Source organism: Actinomyces sp. oral taxon 448 str. F0400, assembly GCF_000220835.1.
Taxonomy (GTDB): Bacteria; Actinomycetota; Actinomycetes; order Actinomycetales; family Actinomycetaceae; genus Actinomyces.
This window is the reverse complement of the sequence record NZ_GL985606.1, coordinates 71,996-88,543: the sequence shown is the minus strand read 5'-3', so window position 1 is coordinate 88,543 and position 16,548 is coordinate 71,996. Positions and strand designations below refer to the sequence as shown.

Annotated in this window: 16 protein-coding genes and 1 tRNA gene; 14 read left to right on the top strand and 3 right to left on the bottom strand. The window is 69.9% G+C overall.

The window, feature by feature from the left end; translation table 11 throughout:
* Positions 1-46 precede the first annotated feature (46 nt).
* A complete protein-coding gene (locus tag HMPREF9062_RS00395) occupies positions 47-1,660 on the top strand; it encodes an alpha/beta hydrolase (RefSeq protein ID WP_253270619.1) in 1,614 nt (537 codons plus the stop codon).
* Between the two features lie 63 nt (positions 1,661-1,723).
* On the opposite strand, the gene HMPREF9062_RS00390 is transcribed toward HMPREF9062_RS00395, so the two are convergent.
* Both HMPREF9062_RS00390 and HMPREF9062_RS00385 read right to left on the bottom strand, forming a co-directional pair.
* Entirely contained in the window at positions 1,724-2,734 is a 1,011-nt protein-coding gene (locus tag HMPREF9062_RS00390) for an asparaginase (RefSeq protein WP_009409613.1), read from the bottom strand.
* Positions 2,735-2,783: 49 nt separating this feature from the next.
* Positions 2,784-4,313, bottom strand: a complete 1,530-nt coding sequence (locus HMPREF9062_RS00385) for an amino acid permease (RefSeq protein ID WP_009409612.1) — start codon at positions 4,311-4,313, stop codon at positions 2,784-2,786.
* A 294-nt stretch (positions 4,314-4,607) separates the two neighbouring features.
* Here HMPREF9062_RS00385 and HMPREF9062_RS00380 point away from each other — a divergent pair.
* The 3 genes from HMPREF9062_RS00380 (at position 4,608) to HMPREF9062_RS00370 (ending at position 6,402) form a co-directional block, all read left to right on the top strand.
* Positions 4,608-4,680: transfer RNA gene (locus tag HMPREF9062_RS00380), tRNA-Thr, on the top strand.
* 537 nt (positions 4,681-5,217) lie between these two features.
* Positions 5,218-5,544: a histone-like nucleoid-structuring protein Lsr2 gene (locus HMPREF9062_RS00375; protein ID WP_009409611.1), complete on the top strand. Its 327-nt coding sequence runs from the start codon at positions 5,218-5,220 to the stop codon at positions 5,542-5,544.
* A gap of 120 nt (positions 5,545-5,664) precedes the next feature.
* Positions 5,665-6,402, top strand: a complete 738-nt coding sequence (locus HMPREF9062_RS00370; RefSeq protein WP_034253389.1) for a phosphoglyceromutase — start codon at positions 5,665-5,667, stop codon at positions 6,400-6,402.
* A gap of 204 nt (positions 6,403-6,606) precedes the next feature.
* On the opposite strand, the gene phoU is transcribed toward HMPREF9062_RS00370, so the two are convergent.
* Positions 6,607-7,335, bottom strand: coding sequence for a phosphate signaling complex protein PhoU (phoU, locus tag HMPREF9062_RS00365; protein WP_009409609.1), 729 nt, complete (start codon positions 7,333-7,335; stop codon positions 6,607-6,609).
* Between the two features lie 248 nt (positions 7,336-7,583).
* Between phoU and HMPREF9062_RS00360 the strand changes: the two genes are divergently transcribed.
* The 10 genes from HMPREF9062_RS00360 (at position 7,584) to HMPREF9062_RS00315 (ending at position 16,420) form a co-directional block, all read left to right on the top strand.
* Entirely contained in the window at positions 7,584-8,858 is a 1,275-nt protein-coding gene (locus tag HMPREF9062_RS00360; RefSeq protein ID WP_009409608.1) for a sensor histidine kinase, read from the top strand.
* Positions 8,855-9,559, top strand: coding sequence for a response regulator transcription factor (locus HMPREF9062_RS00355; protein WP_009409607.1), 705 nt, complete (start codon positions 8,855-8,857; stop codon positions 9,557-9,559). The genes HMPREF9062_RS00360 and HMPREF9062_RS00355 overlap by 4 nt, the downstream gene beginning before the upstream one ends.
* A gap of 114 nt (positions 9,560-9,673) precedes the next feature.
* The gene (locus HMPREF9062_RS00350) at positions 9,674-10,168 is read left to right on the top strand and encodes a CarD family transcriptional regulator (protein WP_009409606.1); all 495 of its coding nucleotides are present in this window, start codon (positions 9,674-9,676) and stop codon (positions 10,166-10,168) included.
* Between the two features lie 13 nt (positions 10,169-10,181).
* On the top strand, positions 10,182-11,033 hold the full coding sequence (locus HMPREF9062_RS00345; protein ID WP_009409605.1) for an IspD/TarI family cytidylyltransferase: 852 nt from the start codon (positions 10,182-10,184) through the stop codon (positions 11,031-11,033).
* Positions 11,034-11,061: 28 nt separating this feature from the next.
* Positions 11,062-12,615: an MFS transporter gene (locus HMPREF9062_RS00340; protein WP_009409604.1), complete on the top strand. Its 1,554-nt coding sequence runs from the start codon at positions 11,062-11,064 to the stop codon at positions 12,613-12,615.
* A 651-nt stretch (positions 12,616-13,266) separates the two neighbouring features.
* Positions 13,267-13,797 carry an MMPL family transporter gene (locus HMPREF9062_RS13325; RefSeq protein WP_156789915.1) on the top strand — a complete coding sequence of 177 codons (531 nt, stop codon included), beginning with the start codon at positions 13,267-13,269 and terminating at the stop codon, positions 13,795-13,797.
* Positions 13,767-14,303, top strand: coding sequence for an MMPL family transporter (locus HMPREF9062_RS00330; RefSeq protein ID WP_253270618.1), 537 nt, complete (start codon positions 13,767-13,769; stop codon positions 14,301-14,303). Before HMPREF9062_RS13325 ends, HMPREF9062_RS00330 begins: the two co-directional genes overlap by 31 nt.
* Before the next feature lie 139 nt (positions 14,304-14,442).
* Positions 14,443-14,823: a GntR family transcriptional regulator gene (locus HMPREF9062_RS00325; RefSeq protein WP_009409600.1), complete on the top strand. Its 381-nt coding sequence runs from the start codon at positions 14,443-14,445 to the stop codon at positions 14,821-14,823.
* Complete coding sequence (locus HMPREF9062_RS00320) at positions 14,802-15,746, top strand: ABC transporter ATP-binding protein (protein ID WP_034253382.1); 945 nt, start codon at positions 14,802-14,804, stop codon at positions 15,744-15,746. Before HMPREF9062_RS00325 ends, HMPREF9062_RS00320 begins: the two co-directional genes overlap by 22 nt.
* A 20-nt stretch (positions 15,747-15,766) precedes the next feature.
* Positions 15,767-16,420, top strand: coding sequence for an ABC-2 transporter permease (locus tag HMPREF9062_RS00315; protein WP_253270617.1), 654 nt, complete (start codon positions 15,767-15,769; stop codon positions 16,418-16,420).
* Positions 16,421-16,548 lie beyond the last annotated feature (128 nt).

Genomic DNA, 16,548 nt, shown 5'->3' with positions numbered 1-16,548 from the left:
CGCCTCCCGGGAGGAGCCCGCCGGGGCGGTCCCGTAGGCTGCTCCGGTGAGCACCTCCAGTATCTCGGCTCGGGCCCGCTGCGCGTTCGCAGCCGCCGTTCTCCTGACGTCCGCGACGCTGGCGTCCTGCGGCGTTCCCGCATCCGCGCCCAGCCCGGTGGCCGTTAGCGGCGGATCCGCATCGGTGCCGGCCGGGCTGGAGTCGTTCTACGATCAGGAGATCTCCTGGTACCCCTGCGAACAGGACGGAGGCATGGGGGCGTCGGACTCGACCGACTCGAGCCCGGGCTCCTACTCCTGCGCGCGCGTGAGCGTGCCGCTGGACTACGACGATCCTGGCGGCACCGTCATCGAGCTCGCCCTCAAACGCCGCTCGGCCAGTGGCACGAGCATCGGATCCCTGTTCATCAACCCCGGCGGACCTGGGGGGTCGGGCGTCCAACTCGTCGAGAGCGTTGACAACCGCCTGTCCAAGAGTCTCCTGAGCTCCTACGACGTCGTGGGGTTCGACCCGCGCGGCGTGGGCCGCTCCACCGCCGTCGATTGCCTGACCGACGCCGAGGTCGACGCCGATCGCGCGGGGAAGAACAACACGCCGATCAGCGAGGCGTCCACGGCCGCCGAGGCGCAGGCCGACGTCGTCGATGACGCCACCGAGCTGAAGGGCGAGTGCGAGGCCTCCACCGGGACGCCGGGGCTGCTCGACCACATCGACACCGTTTCAGCCGCCCGCGACCTCGATGTCCTGCGGGCCGTCGTGGGGGATGGCCCGCTGAGCTACCTCGGCTACTCCTACGGCACCTACCTGGGGGCCACCTACGCCGACCTGTTCCCCGGCAACGTCGGGCGCATGGTGCTTGACGGCGCCGTCGACCCGGCTCTGACCGCCGACCAGCTCGCCCTGGGGCAGGCGCAGGGCTTCGAGAACGCTCTGCGCACCTACGTCGAGGAGTGCCAGGCCGGGCGCGGCTGCCCGCTGACGGGCGACGCCGACACCGGGATTCAACAGGTCCGGGACTTCCTGGACGCCACCCGCAGCAGGCCCGTGAGGACCAACGACCCGAACCGCCCGCTGACCTACCCCCTGGCGCGCGATGCGATCCTGGGGACCCTGTACCAGTCCGAGTCCTGGTCCACGCTCTCCCAGGCTCTGAATCGGGCCATGAACCACGACGACGGATCGTCCCTGCTGCGCCTGGCCGACGTCTACGCCTCGCGCAACTCCGACGGCAGCTACAAGAGCAACAGCACCGAGGTCATCAGCGCCATCAACTGCCTGGACTACCCCGTCACCGGCGACGTCGCGGCCTGGCAGACGCAGGCCGCGGAGCTTGCGGAGGTCTCCCCGACCTTCGGGGCGGACCTGGGCTACTCCGACCTGTTCTGCCGGACCTGGGGGCATGAGTCGACTCGTGTGCGCGAACCCATTCGCGCCTCGGGCGCCGCCCCGATCCTCGTCGTCGGCACCACCGGCGATCCGGCCACTCCCTACGCGTGGAGTCAGGCCCTGGCCTCGGAGCTCGACGACGGCCACCTGCTCACCTGGAACGGCAACGGCCATACCGCCTACGGGCGTGCGGGCGACTGCGTCACCAACGCCGTCGACTCCTACCTGCTCGCCGGGCGGTTGCCGGAGGACGGCCTGACCTGCGATGAGTGAGACGGCGGGAGCCCGTCCCGGCCCCGCACGCCGCCCCGCTCCGGTCCGCCTTCGGCGCTCGACTCAGCGGCCGCGGGAGGTGGTGAGCTCGCCCGCGATCGACCGCCCCATCCACTGGCTCAGCTCGTCGCCCCGCAGCCCCTGGGACAGGAGGAACTGTACCTTGGCGTAAGTCGCCTCCAATGTCATGTCGCGGCTGCCCACGGCTCCGGCCCGCGCGATCGCGTCGCCCGCCTCGTAGTGGCCCAGGAGTACCTCGGCTTCATAGCACTGGGAGGCGACGATGACGGCCACACCCGCCCCGATGACCTCGGCGATGACGTCAGCCAGCCCCGGCTCGGCGCTGGGGACGTTGCCCACCCCGAAGGCTCGCAGGACGACCGCTTCGGGCAGCGGGGTCAGCAGGGCTCGGAGACGGGCTGCGGTGATGCCCGGGGCGAGGTCGATGACGACGACATCGTGACGTTCGTACGGCTTCGGATGCGGCCACCCGGTCCCTGCCTCCGAGGGCCGTGTCCATTGCCAGGGCGCGCCGGTGACGGCCAGTGGCACCGCGTTGGGGGAGGTGAAGCCCTGGAAGGCCCATGAGCTGGTCTTGGTGGCGCGATTGCCGGCGAGCAGGTGATGGCCGAAGAAGAGACTGACGCCGACCGCCCGCCGACTCGTGGCGGCGCGCAGCGCCCCGGTGACATTGGGGGCCGCGTCCGACCCGACGACGCCCAACGGCAGCTGAGAGCCGGTGACGACTACCGGGCGGTCGAAGTCGGCCAGGGCGTAGGACAGCGCGGCCGAGGTGTAGGCCATCGTGTCGGTGCCGTGGAGGACGACGTAGCCCTGGGCCGGTCGGTCGGCGTGGTGGGTGCGCAGATCCTTGATGATCTGCTGCCACGAGCCGGGGGCGGCGTTGGAGGAGTCGATGAGCGGATCGAGGCCGGTCAGCGTCACCTGACCGCCGAGATCGGTGCCGTCGAGGAGGTCGGCGAGCCAGCTCTCGAGGTCCGCTCCGGGCACGAGCCCGCGAGGGGAGTCGACCATCCCGATGGTGCCTCCGGTGTAGGTGATGTGGACGCTCATCGTGGTTCGCCTCGGTTCAGCGGGTGGTTCGACGGGTTCGGTCGGCGGCTCACCGGTCGGGCCCGTCGCGGGGCGCGGACGGTTCGACGGCCGGCGCGGGGTCCGCGACGGGCCCGACCGGGCGGGAGTCGTCCTCGGGCGCTCCGGCGAGGGCGTCGTCGAGCAGGTCGCCGCGGATGCGGCCGCGTACCGCGTACCATCCGCCCACCATCATCATGACGACGATGACGAACAGGAGGAGGGTCCAGCGGCCCGAGGCGTTGTTGAGGTTGGATAGGACGACGATGCCGAAGAACACGAGCGCCGCGAAGTTCGACCACGGGGCCAGGGGCATCCGGTAGGCGGGGCGCGTTTCAGCACCGATACGCACGCGTCTGAGGAAGGCCAGGTGGGCCACGAGAATAGCGGACCAGGTGCCGGCGATGCCGATGCCCGCCAGGTTCATGACGATCTTGAAGGCGTCCTCGGCGAGGAAGGCGTTGAGCACCACGCCGAGCAGACCCAGGGCGGAAGTGATGATGATGCCTCCGGAGGGGACCTGGTGCTTGTTGAGTACGGCGGCCGCGCGCGGGGCTTCGCCGGCCACGGCCATGGAGCGCAGCGTGCGACCGGTGGCGTAGAGCCCGGCGTTGAGGGAGGACAGGGCCGCGGTGAGGATGACGACCTGGATGATGTCGCCGGCGTGGGGGATGCCGACCCCGGAGAAGAAGGTGACGAACGGCGACTCGTTGTCCGAGTACGCCGTGTAGGGCAGGCTCAGGGCCATGAGAATGACACTGCCGACGTAGAAGATGAAGATGCGCAGGATCATGGAGTTGATGGCCCGGGGCAGGACCCTGGCCGCGTTCTCGGCCTCGCCGGCGGCGACGCCGACCATTTCGGTGCCGCCGAATGCGAAGATGACGCCCAGCGTCAGGGTGAGGGCGGTGGTCAGGCCCGTGGGGAAGAATCCGCCATTGTCCGCGATGATGTGCGGGCCGGCGGTGGTGCCGCCCACGGGCGCCTCGGTGATGATGGCCCACACGGCCACCAGCATGAAGGCCACAATGGCGGCGACTTTGATGAGGGCGAACCAGAACTCGGCCTCGCCGAACATCTTGACGTTGAGCATGTTGAGGACGAACACGAGGGCCAGCGCCACGAGTGCGAGGAGCCACTGGGGCACGACCTGCAGAGCCGTCCAGTAGTGCAGGTAGAGGGCGACGGCGGTGATATCGGCCATGACGGTGACGGCCCAGTCCAGGAAGAAGAACCAGCCCGTGATGTAGGCGCCCTTCTCTCCCAGGAACTCGCGCGCGTAGGACACGAAAGCGCCCGAGGAGGGGCGTCGGATCGCCAGCTCGCCCAGCGCCCGTACCATGAGAAAGGCGAAGACTCCGCACACGGCGTAGGCCAGGGCGAGTCCTGGGCCTCCCTGCGCGAGGCGTCCGCCGGCGCCCAGGAAGAGTCCTGTGCCGATAGAGCCGCCGATGGCGATCATCTGGAGGTGGCGGTTCTTGAGGGCCTTGTCATAACCGGCGTCGCCCTTGTCGGCGAGGGGTCGATCCGACGCGGGGAAGAGAGAGAAGTGGTCTGCCATGGAGCCGTCCTGAGGTGCGGTTGAAGCAGGAGGGCGCGTCGCAGGAGTGCTGCCGCGCATCAGTCACGGTAGCAAGTCCGGCACTCCGGCGCCCGTACGTTCCGGCGCCTGCTGTCTTCCCGTCCGTCTTCGATGGTGGGCGCCGGCGCGGGAGAGCACGATGGGGCGCGGGGCCGGGGCCGATGTCGGCGACCCCGACGCGGCTGTGTTCAGCACCACGCTCCGGCGTTCGACGTCCGGATTGCGGTGCGAGTGTCGGGGCCGGTAAGGTGCGATCCGCTGCTCTGGCAGCGCGCCACCTTAGCTCAGACGGCAGAGCGATTCACTCGTAATGAATAGGTCGTGGGTTCGATTCCCACAGGTGGCTCCGCGTCGGTGCGGACGGCGTGTCAGCCCGGGTCCTGAGGGTCCCGGGTTTTTCCGTTGCCTCTTCCCACGGGGGATGAGTGCGGCTCTCCGCACCCTCTCCTCCGCCTTCCTTCCTCTTCCGCTCGCCGAAGCCGAGTGCAGTCCTTCGACGAGTGAGTCTCCCGTGATGACTTCCTCTTCCGCTCGCCGGGGTCCGGGGAGTCGATCTTCGGCGGCGGACTGACCTCGACCCGTCCGTGAAGCCTCTTGCGAGCCCTCTCCTGCCATCGGAGCCGGGGCCTTATCCGTCGAGATCGGTGGAAATCTCGCGAGATCTGTGGATAAGCAGGCCGTCCGGCAGCGCTCGTCGTCGACGACGCTCGGCCCCACCGAATGCGAATCGACCCGTAGCCCGCCGGTCGAATTGCTCGGGCCGGTCGGACGACGGGCGCTGTACGGACTTGCATCCAATTCTCTTTGCGCTTAGCGTTGTCACCAACGATTTGCTCCTCGGAATCGAGGGCCACCACCCCCACCACCCGGAAAGGCATGCACCATGGCGCAGAAGACCCAGATCATTCTCGTGGACGACATCGACGGCTCCGAAGCTACTCAGAGCGTCACATTCGCCCTCGACGGCGTCACCTACGAGATCGACCTCAATGACGACCACGCGGCGGCGCTGCGTGAGACCATTGAGGAGTGGACCGTCAAGGCGCGCCGTTCAGGCGGCCGTCGTATCCGTCGTCGTGCCGGCGTCGCCGCACGGACTCACTCGAACACCCAGAAGGTGCGTGAGTGGGCCCGCGCCAACGGTTACGAGGTCTCCGACCGCGGTCGTATCCCCGCCTCCATCCGCGAGGCCTACGACGCCGCCAACTGAGCCTGTCGCCGCGCGCTGACGCGCGTCCCGGCTCGGCCGGCGCGCATGCGATCCGAGCTCCTGCGTCCATTGGGACTCAGGGGCCTGGTCGCGTTCGCCACGGCCTGGCAAGATAGGGGTATGGCTTACACCCTCGTACTGCTCCGCCACGGCGAGAGCGAATGGAATGCGAAGAACCTCTTCACCGGTTGGGTTGACGTCCCGCTGTCCGAGAAGGGGCGTGCCGAGGCCGTCCGCGGCGGCGAGTTCCTCAAGGAGGCCGGCGTCCTGCCTGAGAAGCTCTTCACCTCGATGCTGCGGCGCGCCATCATGACCGCCAACCTGGCCCTGGACACTGCCGACCGTCACTGGATCCCCGTCGAGCGCAGCTGGCGTCTCAACGAGCGCCACTACGGGGCGCTTCAGGGCAAGAACAAGAAGCAGACCCGCGACGAGTACGGCGAGGAGCAGTTCATGCTCTGGCGTCGCTCCTATGATGTGCCGCCGCCGTCCATCGAGATCGGCAGCGAGTTCTCTCAGGACGCCGATCCCCGCTACGCCGGCGAGCCGATTCCCACCACTGAGTGCCTCAAGGATGTCCTGGGCCGTCTGCTCCCCTACTGGGAGAGCACCGTCGTCCCGGAGATCAGGACCGGCAAGACCGTTATGATCGCCGCGCACGGCAACTCGCTGCGGGCCATTGTCAAGCATCTCGATGAGATCTCTGACGATGACATCGCGGCCCTCAACATCCCCACCGGTGTTCCGCTGGTCTACGAGCTCGATGAGGAGACCCTCAAACCGTTGAAGAAGGGCGGCCGCTACCTCGACCCCGAGGCCGAGGCGAAGATCGCCGCAGTGGCGAATCAGGGCAAATGACTTCGTCCTCGTGGTCCTTGTGGTGACGTCGTCACTGTCGACGAGTCGCTGCGGCGACCCGGCGATGACGACCGTGTCGGCGTAGCGAGGTTGGCACGCCCCGCGCGGGGCGTGCCAACCTCGCATCGAGGGCCGGTTCGCCCCGACGGCCGGGACGGCCGATCGTGCGCCGGAGAGTGCTCGGCAGCGGCGCTCCGGGCGCTCTCAGGCCTGGGCGCTCTCAGGTCCGGAAGCGGCGCCGGCATCATCGGAAGCGGGGGCGGGATTCGCACCGGCGCCGAGGCCCGCATCGAGGTCCATGGCTCCGGAGACCAGGTAGGCCATGCGGCGGGCCACTGACGTCGAGTGATCGCCGAAGCGTTCGAGGAAGCGGCCCATGAGAACCGCGTCGACGACCTGTTGGCGGCTCAGCTCGTTGGCGGGGTCCAGGATCATCTGGAAGGACTGGCGGTGCAGGGAGTCGAGCGCGGAATCCCCGCGCTGGATCCGAGCCGCCAGGTCGAGGTCGTGGGTCTCGACGAGGCGGGCCACGTCCGCTCCGGCGCGCACGGCGGCGTCCGCCATCTGCAGGATGAGTCCCAGAACCGGCTCGGGCACCGGCGGCTCGGGATAGCGTCCGCGCGCGATCGCCGCGACGTGGCGGGCCAGATCGCCCTGCCGCTCGAGGGTCTGGGCCATGCGCAGCGCGGAGATGACGTTGCGCAGGTCCCCGGCCACCGGCTGCTGGCGCGCTAGCAGCATGATGCACATGTCGTCGATGTCCTGCTGGAGGTCGTTGATGCGTTCGTCGGCGTCGATGACCTGCTCAGCCACGATGATGTCTCCGTTGCTCAGCGACTCGGCGGCCCGTTCGATCGCCGTCGCCACCTGCGAGGCCATGGTTCGCAGGTCGGAGCCGAGCTGCTTGAGCTCCTGGTTGAAGATGTCGCGCACGAGACCGCTCCTGACTGCCTGGTTATTCCGTGATCATTTCCGGATTCTGCATGCCGTGCGCCGGGCCGCCGCGCGCCGGCCGACGGGTTGGGGTGCGGTCGGACGCCGGGGAGCCGGACACGCCCCGAGGCCATTGTGGGCCTGCGGGGCCGATGAGTGGGAACGGCGGGCTCGTGCGTCCGGGTGATGGTCGCCTCTGTCGGCCCGGCGCCGTGGCGAACGGGGTCCCCGCCCCTACCCTTGAGGGCGTGGGAAGCATCATGCTGCTGATCGGGGCGGCCCTCGCGTGCGCCGGTATCGGCACGGCCGTGGGTCTCGCCCTGGGCGTTTCGGCCCGCGATCCGCGGTCGAACGGCATCACCGCGGGGTCTACTCTCGAGCGCGACGGCGTCGTGCCCGTCCTGGCCGCGTTGCGCTCTACCGTGGTTGTGCTGGACGATGACGACGAGGTGCTGCGCGCCTCGGCCACCGCCTACACCTATAACATCGTGCGCGACGACGAGGTCTGCGAGCCGCGCGTGGGCGAGATGGTCGCCCGCGTGCGCGCCGGCGGCGGGCCGCAGGACGCCGAGCTGACGGTCGCCCGCGGGCGCGTGGCGGGGGCGGGCCAGTTCCACCTGCACGTGCGCGTGGCGGGGATCGGCCGCGGCCGCGTCCTGGTCCTCGTCGAGGACCGCACCGCCGCCAAGCGTTTGGAGGACATGCGCCGCGACTTCGTCGCCAATGTCTCCCACGAGCTCAAGACGCCCGTCGGAGCGATCTGCCTGCTGGCGGAGACGGTCGAGGGCGCCGTCGACGACCCCCGGATCGTGCGCGACTACATCGGACGCATACGCAAGGAGTCCACTCGCCTGGAGACGCTCGTCCAGGAGATCATCGAGCTCTCCCGCCTTCAGGAGGGCGATGCCCTGGTCGAGCCCGACGACGTCGATCTCGACGCCGTCGTCGCCGAGGCCCTCGATCGGGTGCGCACCGAGGCGGAGGCCGAGGAGGTCGTCCTCGTGGCCGGCGGCACCCGCGGCCTGCACGTGCGCGGCGACGCCGCTCTCATCACCACCGCCGTCCGCAATCTGCTGGACAACGCCATCCGCTACTCCGACCCGCGCACGCGCGTGAGCGTGGGTCTGAGCGTGGACGCCGACGACGCCGAGCTGGTGCGCATCGCCGTCGTCGATCAGGGCATCGGGATCGCCAAGGAGGCGCAGGGGCGCGTCTTCGAGCGCTTCTACCGGGTTGACAAGGCCCGCTCGCGCGCGACCGGCGGCACGGGCCTGGGACTGTCCATCGTCAAGCACGTCGCCGCCGACCACGGCGGCACGGTCGAGCTGTGGTCCACCCCGGGCCGCGGCTCCACCTTCACCCTCGTCCTGCCGCGCCTGATACCGGAGGAGCCGGACCGGCCGGACGAGCCCGAGAACCCCGAGACGGCCGCCGCCGTTGCGTCCGGCGCCGCCGGTGCGGCTTTCGCGGCCATCGCGGCAATATCCGAGGGGGATGCGACCTGGGAGGAGACCCAGCAATGACCAGAATCCTTCTCGTCGAGGACGAGGAGAACTACCGTGAGCCGCTCGCCCTCAACTTGCGCCGTGACGGCTTCGAGGTCGTCGAGGCGGCCGACGGGACTCAGGCCGTCGAGCGCTTCGAGGCCGCCGGCGGGCCGGGCGGGCAGGCCCCACTCGACCTCGTGCTGCTCGACCTCATGCTGCCGTCCCTGTCGGGCACCGAGGTGTGCCGCCGCATCCGGCGCACTTCCAGGATTCCCGTCATCATGCTCACCGCCAGGGATGACGAGATCGACAAGATCGTCGGCCTGGAGATCGGGGCCGACGACTACGTCACCAAGCCCTATTCCTACCGTGAGCTGGTCGCGCGCGTGCATGCCGTTCTGCGCCGCAGCCAGGAGGGTGAGCCCGACGCGCCGCTGCTGGGCGCGGGGCGGGTCGCTATGGACGTCGAGCGCCATGAGGTGCGTGTGGACGGGGAGGTCGTCGCCATGCCGCTGCGGGAGTTCGAGCTGCTCGAGCTGTTCCTGCGCAATCCCGATCGCGTGCTCACGCGCAGCCAGATCATCACCCGGATCTGGGGGGCGAACTACGTGGGGGACACCAAGACTCTCGACGTCCACGTCAAACGCATCCGGGCCAAGATCGAGGTCGAGCCGAGCGCGCCCCGGATGCTGGTCACGGTGCGCGGGCTCGGCTACAAGATGGTCGACGCCGGCTGACGGCGCATCGGGGCGGGCGGAGCGGAATGTGACCTGTGAGGTACCTCCCCGGAGTTTTCCCGGCATTCCCTGATAAACTGGGGCTCCTGCAGCCAGTTACGGAGTACGTCACCCATGACCTTTGAAGTCGGCGAAACCGTCGTCTACCCCCACCACGGCGCGGCTCGGATCACTGACATCCGGCAGCGCAAAGTGCGCGGGGAGGAGAAGACCTACTTACAGCTCGAGGTTGCCCAGGGGGACCTGACGATTCTCGTTCCCGCGGAGAGCGTCGAGCTCATCGGCGTACGCGACGTGGTGGACGCCAATGGCCTGGAGAGGGTCTTCGAGGTCCTGCGGGCTCCCTTGACCGAGGAGCCCACCAATTGGTCGCGCCGTTTCAAAGCCAATCAGGAGAAGATCGCCTCCGGCGACGTCATCAAGGTCGCCGAGGTCGTCCGCGACCTCTCGCGCCGGGACACCGACCGCGGCCTATCGGCGGGGGAGAAGCGCATGCTGTCCAAGGCGCGCCAGATCCTCGTCTCCGAGCTCGCCCTGGCGCAGAAGACGGCTGAGGAGGAGGCCGAGACGACCCTCGACGAGGTCCTCTCCTCCGGCACCGCCGCCTGATCCCCGGCTGCTCGTGCCCGCGTCCGCGCCGGACCGCGCCGAGGGCGTGGTCGCCGTTCTGACAGCCGCCGGCTCGGGGACCCGCCTGGGCGCCGCCGGTCCCAAGGCGCTCGTCGAAATCGCCGGGCGGACGCTGCTGCGCCGTGCCGCTCTCGGCCTGCTCGACTCGGGCGTCGTCGACCACGTCGTCGTCACCGCTCCCGACGACCACCTTGCCCGTTTCCGCGCCGAGGTCGCGGGTCTCGGCGGCGCCGGCAGATCCGGGACCGTCGAGGTCGTCGCCGGATCGTCCGCCTCCCGCCAGGCCAGCGTCGCACTCGGCCTGGCCGCCGCCCTGGACGCCCGTCCCGACGCCGCCGTCGTACTCGTCCACGACGCCGCCCGCGCCCTGACCCCGCCCGACGTCGCGCGGCGCGTCGTCGCCGCGGTGCGGGCGGGCCGCGACGCCGTCGTCCCCGCCCTGCCCGTGATCGACACGGTCAAGGAGGTCGGGGAGGTCCGGAAGGTCGCGGTCCGCGACGGGCGGCGGCCGGAGGAGGGCTTGCCGGACGGCGTCATACCGGTCGAGATCGTCGTCGCGACCCCCGACCGCGCCCGGTTGCGAGCGGTGCAGACCCCGCAGGGCTTCGCCGCTGCGACGCTCCTCGCCGCGCACCGCCTCGGCGCGGACCGCGCCTTCGACGAGGCCCGCGCCGCCTCCGACGACGCCGGACTCGTCGAGGCCGCGGGCGGCGCCGTCGCCGTCGTCGCGGGCGATCCCCTGGCCCTGAAGATCACCACACCCCTCGACGCCGCCCTCGCCGAGGTGCTCGCCGCGGGGGGCCCGTCCGCCCGGACCCGTCATGGTCCCAAGGACCCCGCATGATCGTCCGCGGCGCCGTAGGCTCGCCGTTATGGCCCAGACCTCCCCGTCGCCGGGCGGCCCCCGAACCGCCCGCAGTCCCTCGCCTGAGAACGACCCTGCCTCGGCCGTCCGGTCCCCGCTGCTGACGTGGCCCGTTCTCGCCTGGGGGCTGTGGGATTGGGGGAGCGCGGCGTTCAACGCGGTCGTCACGACGTTCGTCTTCACCGTCTACCTCACCAGCTCCGCCTTCGGCGAGAAGGCGACCACCGAGTCCTCCCTGTCGGTCGGCCTGGCCATCGCCGGAGCCTGCATCGCCCTGCTGGCTCCGGTCACCGGGCAGAGGGCCGACCGGGCCGGACGGACCATCTTCTGGCTCGGCGCCTACACGGCCGCGGTGGTGGTCATCAGTGCGGCTCTCTTCTTCGTCCTGCCGCATCCGGGCTACCTCTGGCTCGGCATCACGCTGCTCGGGGCGGGCAACGTCTTCTTCGAGCTGGCGAGCGTCAACTACAACGGCATCCTGTCCCGGATCACCACCAAGGACCGGGTCGGCGCCGTCTCGGGACTCGGCTGGGGCATGGGGTACATCGGCGGCATCGTTCTGCTGCTCATCCTCCTCGTCGGCTTCATCAGTCCCGATGTCGGCTGGTTCGGGGTTACCAAGACCGACGGGCTCAATATCCGCGTGTCCATGATCGTCGCCGCCGGCTGGTTCGGCCTGAGCGCGATCCCCGTGCTCGTCAGCCAGTCGGGACGACGGGGCAGGCTTCTGCGCCAGGCGGTCCTCGACGAGGCCCGGCGCGGTGAGGAGCGGGAGATGGCCGGGCTCGAATCCGAGCCCACCGAGCCGCTTCCGCGCGAGGGCTCGGCGGTCCGCCGCCTCGACCTCCTGCGCAGTCCGCACAGACGACCGCTGCGCCGGCTCCTCGGGGCGACCCGCCGGGAGGCGCTGTCGGTTCTGGACTCCTACACACGACTGTGGGGCACTCTCGTGGCATTGCGCCGGGCCTGCCCCCAGGTGCTGTGGTTCTTGCTGGCCGCCGCCGTCTTCCGCGACGGGCTCGCGGGCGTGTTCACCTACGGGGGCGTGATCGCCCAGAACACCTTCGGGTTCACCGAGGTGGAGGTCCTGATCTTCGCCGTCGCCGCCAACGTCATCGCCGGCGTCGCGACCATCGCCTCGGGCTGGGTCGACGACCTCATCGGACCCCGCAAGGTGATCCTCGGTTCGCTCACGCTTCTCGTGATCGTGGGCATCGGCATCTTCATGCTGCACGGCGGCGGGGCCGGGGTGTTCTGGGTGCTCGGTCTGCTTCTGGCCGGGTGCGTCGGTCCGGCCCAGTCCGCGGCGAGGTCCTTCCTGGCGCGTGTCATCCCCGCAGGGCGCGAGGGCGAGATCTTCGGCCTGTACGCGACGACGGGCCGCGCCGTGTCCTTCATGGCCCCGATGATGTACGGGGCGTTCATTCGGATCGGCGTTCGCGTGATCGGTCAGGAGGCCTCCTACTGGGGCATCCTGGGGATCGTGGCGGTCCTGGGAGTCGGCCTGCTGCTCATGACGCGGGTCGAGGATCCCGACGGGCGCATCACCGGCCTCGGCTGAGGAGACGCCGGCCGCAGAGCCGCCCCGCGCGGGCCTCGCGCTCGGCGCGCATGCGGGTCATGTCCTCCTCGGACGCCGAGCCCTGGGCGGAGCAGGTCTCGCCGCCGTCGCGGGTCCGGGCGTCGACGACGCGGGTGATGCAGGTGATCGAAGACGGAGGAGGCCGCGGCTGAGGCTACCCTCATTCACCATCCGCTGGGCCTGACCCGTCTGCCGGTGCTGCGGCGTCAGATCGGCTCCGTTCACGCAATGGTCGCTGGGGCGACCCGGCTCCCATGCGGGCGGGCACGGCCACGCTACCCGTCGGGAGACGGCCGCGGTCGACGGTTGACTCGCGGGTGCGACGATCCTCAACTTCCCTTGCAATTGAAAGCAATTTATTTCTTCCGTATGAAGTCTTGCGTGAGCACCCGAGCAGGCCCGCCTCTCCTATCCTCCCGACCGTTGGCTGCTGCGACAGAGCACATGTTCATCCGCATGGGCCGTACCGTCTCCCGCCGCCCCGTGAGCGTCGTCGTCATGTGGCGCTGCTCGCCGCCGTCGTAGCCTCGCTGGTTTTCCGGGGCTGAGGCGTCGAAGGCCTGTTCGATCGCCTGGCCAGCGGCGAGGCCACCGCGCCGGACACTGTCCGACCTGGAGGGCGTCGCCTCGGTGACGGACCCCTTCGTGCTGCCCGACCCCACCTCCCAGCAGGCCCGGGCGTTGGAGTCGACCGCCGGCGACGGGTACGTCGCGGTCGTCATGCTTGAGGCGGCGCTCAAGGACGAGGAGGTCGACGCCGCCGGCCAGCGCGTGGCCCGAGGCGGCCGAGGGCCCCTACCTCGACACTCTGCGCGAGTACGAGCCCGGCGCGGGGACGGCGCCGATGCCCGTGCCCGAGGCGACGCCCCGCCCGCCAGCGCGGACATGAGGGGGCTCGTGCGTGACGCCGTCGTACGCACGGTGGCGACGGCGGGGTGCACAGTCTCCTTCTCGGCGCTGACCATCGCCTGCTCCATCGCCGGTCTGCTCGTCATGCGCTCTCCAATGTTCGAGACGATCGTGGCCGGGGCGACGAGCGTGGCGCTGATCGCCGTGGCGTGCACGATCACGCTCGTACCGGCCGTCATCACGCTGCCGAGCGGGCGCCCTGGGCCGCGCTCATCGTCGTCGTGGCCGTCTTCGTGCTGCTGTTCTGCATGACTGGCTCGCTGGTGGTGCCGCTCAAGGCCCTGATCATCAACGCCTTGTCGCTCATCGCCTCCCTTGGCCTGACGTCCTGGCTGTTCGAGAACGGGCATCTCGGTCTGCCGCAGACACCCGGCCTGCAGACCTTCATCGTGGCCTGCCTCGCGGCCTTCGGCTTCGGGCTGGCCATGGACTACGAAGTGTTCCTGCTGGCTCGCATGACCGAGTACTGGGAGGCGGGCCACGACAATGACGACGCGGTCGCCCGAGGCCTGCAGCGCTCGGGGCGCATCATCACCTCGGCGGCGGCGATCATCATCGCGGTTTTCCTGGGTTTCGTGACGGGCGAGATGATATCCATCAAGGAGATCGGCGTGGGCCTGGCGATCATGGTCGCGGCCGACGCCACGCTCGTGCGACTGCTGCTCGTGCCCGCGACCATGACGGTCCTGGGCCGGTGGAACTGGTGGGCGCCGAGTCCGCTGAAGCGCTTGTACGGGCGAGTCCGACAGCGGAACTGACTCTCCCCGCGCTGCGATCGACGCGCCCGGTGACACGGACGCCGAGAGCGTCGATCACGGTGCGGGGCGACGAGGTCGCGGCTCGAACGGCGGGACTCACCTCTTGCATCTACTGTACATCTACTATATAAATAGTTAGGTGCACATCATCCTGTCCCGGACGTCCGGGACGCCCATGTATGAGCAGATCGTCGCCCAGATCCGTCAGGCCGTCTGGTCCGGCGAGCTGCCCGCGGGGGCTCCACTGCCCTCGCTGCGGCGACTCGCACGGGATCTCGAGGTCTCCCTCATCACCACCACCCGCGCCTACAACGAGCTTGCCGCGGCCGGCCTCATCGCCAACCAGGCGGGTCGCGGCAGCTTCGTCCTCCCGCAGGACGAGGCCGAGACCCGCATGCGGCTCCTCGCCCGGCTGGAGACCCAGCTCGACGACGCCGTCGCCACCGCGCGGCTGGCCGGAATAGATCTGCCCGACCTTCAGGAAAGGACCGCACAGCGATGGACCGCCACGAAGGAATGAGTCGTCCGGCGCCCCCGCCCGCCATCCGGCTCGACGACGTCGTACGACGCCAGGGCGCCTTCACCCTGGGGCCCTTCGACATGATCGTGCCCGCCGGCATGGTCACCGGTTTCGTCGGCCCCAACGGGGCGGGCAAGACCACCGTCATCAAGGTGATCCTCGGCATGATCGGCGTCGACGCCGGTTCGATCAGCGTGCTCGACGGCGCCCCCGGGGCCCGCCACGAGCGCATCGGCGTCGTCCTGGATTCCGTGGCCCTGCCCCGAGACTGGACGGCCGTCTCCGCCGCTCGCAGCCTGGAGCGCTTCTACCCCGACTGGGACCGGAGCTTCCTCGACGAGCTTGTGGACCGGCTGGACGTGCCGGCCCGGGTCAAGGTCAAGGACCTGTCGCGAGGGCAGGGCGTCAAGCTTCAGCTCGCCCTCGCCCTCGCCCACCGCCCCGAGCTCCTCATCCTCGATGAGCCGACCTCGGGGCTGGATCCCGTCGCGCGCCTGGAGGTCCTCGACATCTTCCGCGACTTCCTCGTCGAGCAGGGGCGGACGATCCTCTTCTCGACTCACATCACCTCCGACCTGGAACGGATCGCCGATCACCTTCACATGATTGACGCCGGTCGCACTCGCTTCGCCGGACCCCTGCCCGACCTCTTCGAGCAGTGGGCCGCGGCCCGCGGCCCCGTCTCCGCTCTGACGCCCGAGGCCGAGTCCGTCCTCGTCGGAGCCCGGCGCAATGGGGAAGGCGTCTTCTCGGGGCTCATCCGGATCTCCGACACCGCAGTCTTCGGCCCCGATGTCCTCATCGAGACCCCGTCCGTCGATGAGGCCGTCGCGGCGATGACCCGCGGCCCGGAGCCCGACCGCGGTTGCACTCATCCCACCGCCGCGCCCGCGGCACTCGCCGAGAACCACCGGCAGCACTGAAGAGAATGAGGAGCATCGACATGCGCACCATCTGGAGCCTGCTGCGCACGGAGCTGTCCGCCCATGCCGCTGCGCTGCGCACTTTCGCGGTCGTCGCCGTCATCATCTCCACGGCGAATCTCGCCATGGGCGGGGCGACGCCGGCCATCACCGTATGCGTCTTGACGGTGGCGTTCCTGCCCAGCATCCTCTTCGCCCAGGACGAGCGCATGCACCTGGACGCCATGTACTCGATCCTGCCGGTGACGCGCTCTCAGTTCGTCGTCAGCCGCTATCTGCTCGTCGCCCTGGTCACTGCCGTCATGGCCCTCGCGAGCCTCGTCGTCGCACGGGTGGAGGCCGCCGTGCACGGGCCCGGGGAGGTCCGCGTCCCCGTGTCCGTGCCGGCGGTCACGGGCATGGCCGTGGCGGCGGTCGGCGCCGCCGTCGCGGTCCAGCTTCTCCTCTTCTTCGCCCTGGGCCATGCGCGCACGGGAACGTACGCCTACGGCGCGACCATGGTTCTCATGGTCGGCGGCGGCTTCCTGGTCGAGCGGTTGCCCGGTTTCGCCGCCGCCGTCATCCGCTGGGCGGCCTCGTCGTGGACCGGACCGGCCGGGCTGGGGATCGCGGTGGTGCTGCTCGCCGTCTCCGCCGTCGCGTCCGTCGCCGCCTATCGACGTCGGAGTCTGTGAGAGCACCGGGCGAGCGCGCTGTCCCCACCGGACTCACAGCGCCCTCATGGCTGACGGATGCCCCGCTGCTAGGCGGCTCGCCGAGTGTAGGCCCCGTCCATGGAGCCCGGGAGCCCAGGGCGGCGGCC